Source organism: Microbacterium sp. (genome assembly GCF_011620715.1).
Classification (GTDB): domain Bacteria; phylum Actinomycetota; class Actinomycetes; order Actinomycetales; family Microbacteriaceae; genus Microbacterium.
The window spans coordinates 1-4,564 of sequence record NZ_WOYP01000060.1 but is presented as its reverse complement, the minus strand read 5'-3'; the positions used below and the strand labels follow the sequence as shown (position 1 = coordinate 4,564).

The window sequence follows — 4,564 nt, the reverse complement described above, 5'->3', positions numbered from 1 at the left end:
AAACGATTACTGCCTCGGGCATTTCTCACACCTGATCTTCTGTTGACGTATGGCCACGCGGCCGCCCCATCAGCGTATGAGACCGGAACGGAATGTGACAACCCCCCAGTGTCGCGGGGCTCCGAACAGACAGCTCGTCTGCACCGGGTTTCACTCCCCACGCATCACTCGGCCAGCGCAGCCCATGTGCCGAACAGCGATGCCGCCGAATCCGCGCCCACAGTGACCGGTGCAAGCACGGGCTCATCGATTCCGGCGGCTCGAAGACGGTTGAGGCCGGCCTTCACCTCGTCAGCGTCGCCGATCAGAGCCACCGCCTCGACCAGTCTCGCGCTGACGGCTGCCGCCGCATCCTGCCCGCGGCGTCGGGCCGCGCGCACCGCCTCTACGTCCTCGGCATAGCCGTCATCCGACAGCAGATCTCCATAAGCCGAAAGCTGGAGGTATGACGAAAGCTGGCCGGCAACCTCTCGATACGCTTCTTCACGAGCTGTCGCGCCGTCCACGACACAGACGGGCACATATGCCGCGGTGGTGAATTGCCGATCGGTTCGTCGCGCAGCAGCAACCTCACAGAGCCGTGCTGCACGACGCTCAGTGACCCAATTGAGAAGCATCCCGTCTGCGTTTTGCGCCGCTACGGTCACCATTCGGTCCCGGAGAGCACCGACGAACAGTTCGGGTGGCGTCTGCACATGTTGCCCTCGCAACTGGAGGACCAGCGGTTCACCACTAGCGCCACGGTGATGCAAGGTTGCGCTACGCAACGCTTCGCGCAACGACACAATCGCTTCACCGACGGCTGCGGGCGTTGACGATCCAGGCCAGCCGAACTGGCTCGCCGCTGTCTCTCTGTGACCGGCACCCAGACCCACGGCGACGCGCCCAGGCGCGCATTCCGCGAGAGCTGCCGTCGCCATCTCCAGCGCGGGCAGTGGTCGCGAAGGTAACGGCACCACCCCGAGCCCGATACCGATCGAATGGGTCTGGGTTGCCAGAACCGCCGCCGTCACGAAGGCATCGCGGCCGGATATTTCGGGAATCCAGATGCGGTCGTAACCCAAGCCCTCGACAAGATTCGCCTGCTCGATCAGTTGAGCGAACGGCGCTCGAGTTATGAGCGCCGTTCCAAGTCGCGCCACAATGCGCGCCTCATCTCAATCCGAAGAAGCGAGCTGCTTCGGCTCCTCGATCGTGATTGGAGCCCCATGACACTTCGGGTCCGTCTCACCGCCGGGTTTCGTGATGAGCACTTGCGTGCCGCACGTCTCGCATGTGTACCGCTTTCCGACCTTCAGCATCGTTACTTATCCTCTTGTAGTTCTAAGAAGTGCATTGTAGAAACGGGGAATCCTATTTCAATACCATATCGACGTCGTCGCACTGCAATGTGCCATCGCCCGCCTTGGTCACGACCAGTTCCGCGCCGCATACTTCGCACTTCATTCGCTTACCCGCTTGGTTCATGGTATTCAGAACCTGCCCTTCCTGCCGGTCATCACTGGACGCTTCATTCTTGCACATCCGAACCCCACGAGGTGACTACTCAGCCGCCTCCTGTGCACCCCAGATCACGCGCCCACCCACGAAGGTCGCCAGCACGCCGGTCTCCTCACACAGCCTTCGAGGGTCATCGCTCAGGACTACCAAGTCGGCGTTCAGGTGCACATCAGACGCCGACGAACCGGGACCGCGGCGCCGATCGGGTGCTGGGCCATCTACCTCAGCTCTGTCGGTGACGAGCGAAAGAGCCTCGTCCGGCGTCACCCGCTCTTCCGGGCCCAACGGTTCGGCATCGCCCACTCGAGGACGGCGGTGTACCGCGGCTGCCATCGTAACCAGTGGAGTTGCCGCAGTGACAGGGCGATCACTGGCCGCTGCCAGTGGTATTCCCTGCGCCAAGACGCTGCGCAATGGATAGAGCCATTGCTGTTCTACCGCGCTCAGCAACTCACGGTATTTCTGTCCGCGCTCCGTCACGAAAGCGGGATTGGTGGTGACAGCGATTCCCTCGGCCCGAATGCGCTCGAGATGGCCCGGCAAGGGAAGACCGAGGTGCTCAATCCGGTCGCGCCCCCACGCCGGCGGACCGCATTCGCTGATCGCTTCCAACGCCGCCTCCAGCTCATCGGGCTCGGTGGCATGAATGGCAACGGGCCAGCCGTACTCCCGCACATGTCTCACGCGGTCAGTGATGCTGTCGGCCGGCGCAGCCACCTTGGCGCCAAGCACGCGCACCGTACCGTGGGTCGGCATACCGTCTTCGATTCCTGAAGCGGCCGAAACCTGATCGAAGGCGAGAAGCGCATTGACCCGCTGACGCACCACGCCGCGCCGCACCCAGTCGTCAATACGCGCGATATCGTCCCACGTGTTTGTGGCGGTCGCGTCAGTCACGCTCGTCACTCCCGCGGCCGCGAGTTCACCGGAAAGGTCCGCCAGAGCAGACTCGAGGGCTTCCTCGGGTTGACGTGGCATCTTCTGCAACAGGGCCTCGTCAGCACGAAGCGGCTCCGAGATGGGATCCCGTTCACTGACGGGACCGGCCAGAATCCGCCATGCCGCCGAGTTGAGGATGACCAGCTTCCCCGTCCGATGATGGAGCACGCAAGGCTGGTCTACGGTGACCGAATCAATTTCGGCAATCGTAGGTGCGCGCCTCTCCTTGAGGGAGCTCTCGTCCCACCCCCAACCGCGAATCCACCTCCCCTCGAAGTCGCCGGCGCGGCTTCGCAGAGACGCAAGAAGATCGGGGATGGAACTCGAGGTGCTCAGATCGACCGAGAGCCGTGCGGCTGCAGCGGCCCGAAGGTGGATATGTGAGTCATGGAACCCGGGCAGGACTACCGGCTCAACGGCATCCCGCCCGGGGCCCAGCGGCCGAATCTGTTCGATGCGCCCACCGGAAACCATCAACTCGATGGGCGCCTCACGAACCCAGCGTCCACGTCGATGATGCAGGGGGTTGGCTTCAGTCCGCCACATCCACCACCTGCGTCGGCGCGAACTCCTTGCTCAGCATGCGACGGAGAACCTTTCCTGTTGCGGTGCGCGGAAAGTCCTCCACCACATGCACGCGGTCGGGACGCTTGGCTCCGGACAGGGACGCCTTGCACATCTCGATGAGTTCGTCCTCGGTCACGGTTGCGTTCGGCACGAGACGAACCGCCGCTTCCACGCGCTCACCCCAGTGGTCATCGACCACTGCGAATGCCACCGCTTCTTCGACGTCCTCGTGGCGGTCCAGCACTTCCTCGATCTCACTCGGAGAGATGTTCTCGCCTCCGCGGATGATCAGGTCGCTTGCCCGGCCGGTGAGGAACAGGTATCCATCCTCATCGAGATGACCCAGGTCTCCCGTGTGGACCCAGTGCTCGGAGTCCAGAATGACGCGGGCGCCCCCACCCTTTCCCCAGTAGCCGGCCATTGCGCGGTCGGTGCGCAGGTACACCTCTCCGGTCACGTTAGGACCAGCCTCGTGCCCTTGCTCGTCGATCACGCGGATCTCGACATCGGGCAACGGCCTGCCGACCGACGTCAAACGGTGCCGCTTGAGTTCGATTTCTTCCGGCGTTCCCTCGAGGCGATGATCGTCGGGACCGAGAACTGCCACTGTGGAGTTGGTTTCGGTCTGCCCGTAGGCGCACGAGAAGGAGATGCTCGTCGGGAAGCGTTCAAGCATCGCTGCACGAACAGCCGGCGGCATCGGCGCGGCGCCGTAGGTGAGCATTTCCAGGCTCGACAGGTCGAACTTATCGAAGTCGGGGTGCCTCAGCACCAACGAAACCATGGAGGGCACCAGGAATGCGTGGGTGATCTTACGATTCTGCACCGTTTCGAGCCACTTCCCGGCCTCGAAGTCGATGAGGTAAGTCTCACGCCCTGAGAACAGCGAAACGGTCAATGCTGACAGCCCCGCGACATGGTAGAGGGGAGCTGCGAGAGCGACCCTGCCGTGGAAGTCCCCGTCGGCCGCCTCACCCTGACTCATGACGTATTGGGTGAAACCGCCGTGGGTGAGCAGGACACCCTTGGGCAGCGATGTCGTGCCGCTCGTATAGAGCATGATGGCAACGTCCGAGTCTTCGACTTCAGCGGACTCGGCCTTCGGCTCAAGGCCGGCAGCGCGGGAACTCGCCTCCTCGAGGGTGAGGATACGGTCACGCGTGATCCCGGCCGCGACGATGCTGTCGACGTAGCGGTCTTCAGTGATCATGAGTGTGACACCGGAGTCGCTCACCAAGTGGCTCAGTTCGCTCCCGCGCGCCCGGTAGTTCATCGGCACCACAGTGGCACCGGTCATCAGAACCCCGAAGAATGCGGGAAGCGTGCCGGTCTTGTTCGTTGCGAGCAGTCCGACACGATCACCAAGAGTCACCCCCAGCGACTCGAAAAGTGTGGCCTGACGCGCCGACTCGTCCCTGATCTCCTGGTACGTCTCTTCGTGTGCCTCCTCGAAGACCGCCGGCTCATCGGGCACGATCATCGCGGGAATATCGACGACCATTGACAGATTCATACAACCTCCATTGCGCTGCGCGCGGGTGAACGATTAAATCGGGTT

General features: G+C 62.9%; 4 protein-coding genes. All 4 read right to left on the bottom strand.

Annotation, left to right across the window (positions count from 1 at the left end):
- Positions 1 to 164: 164 nt before the first annotated feature.
- Entirely contained in the window at positions 165 to 1,142 is a 978-nt protein-coding gene (locus QZV84_RS05645; RefSeq protein WP_292826613.1) for an LLM class flavin-dependent oxidoreductase, read from the bottom strand.
- A gap of 211 nt (positions 1,143 to 1,353) precedes the next feature.
- Entirely contained in the window at positions 1,354 to 1,446 is a 93-nt protein-coding gene (locus tag QZV84_RS11445) for a hypothetical protein (protein WP_363331885.1), read from the bottom strand.
- A 96-nt stretch (positions 1,447 to 1,542) separates the two neighbouring features.
- Entirely contained in the window at positions 1,543 to 2,913 is a 1,371-nt protein-coding gene (locus tag QZV84_RS05640) for an amidohydrolase family protein (RefSeq protein ID WP_292826616.1), read from the bottom strand.
- A 58-nt stretch (positions 2,914 to 2,971) separates the two neighbouring features.
- Positions 2,972 to 4,519 carry an AMP-binding protein gene (locus QZV84_RS05635; protein WP_292826610.1) on the bottom strand — a complete coding sequence of 516 codons (1,548 nt, stop codon included), beginning with the start codon at positions 4,517 to 4,519 and terminating at the stop codon, positions 2,972 to 2,974.
- Between the last annotated feature and the right edge of the window lie 45 nt (positions 4,520 to 4,564).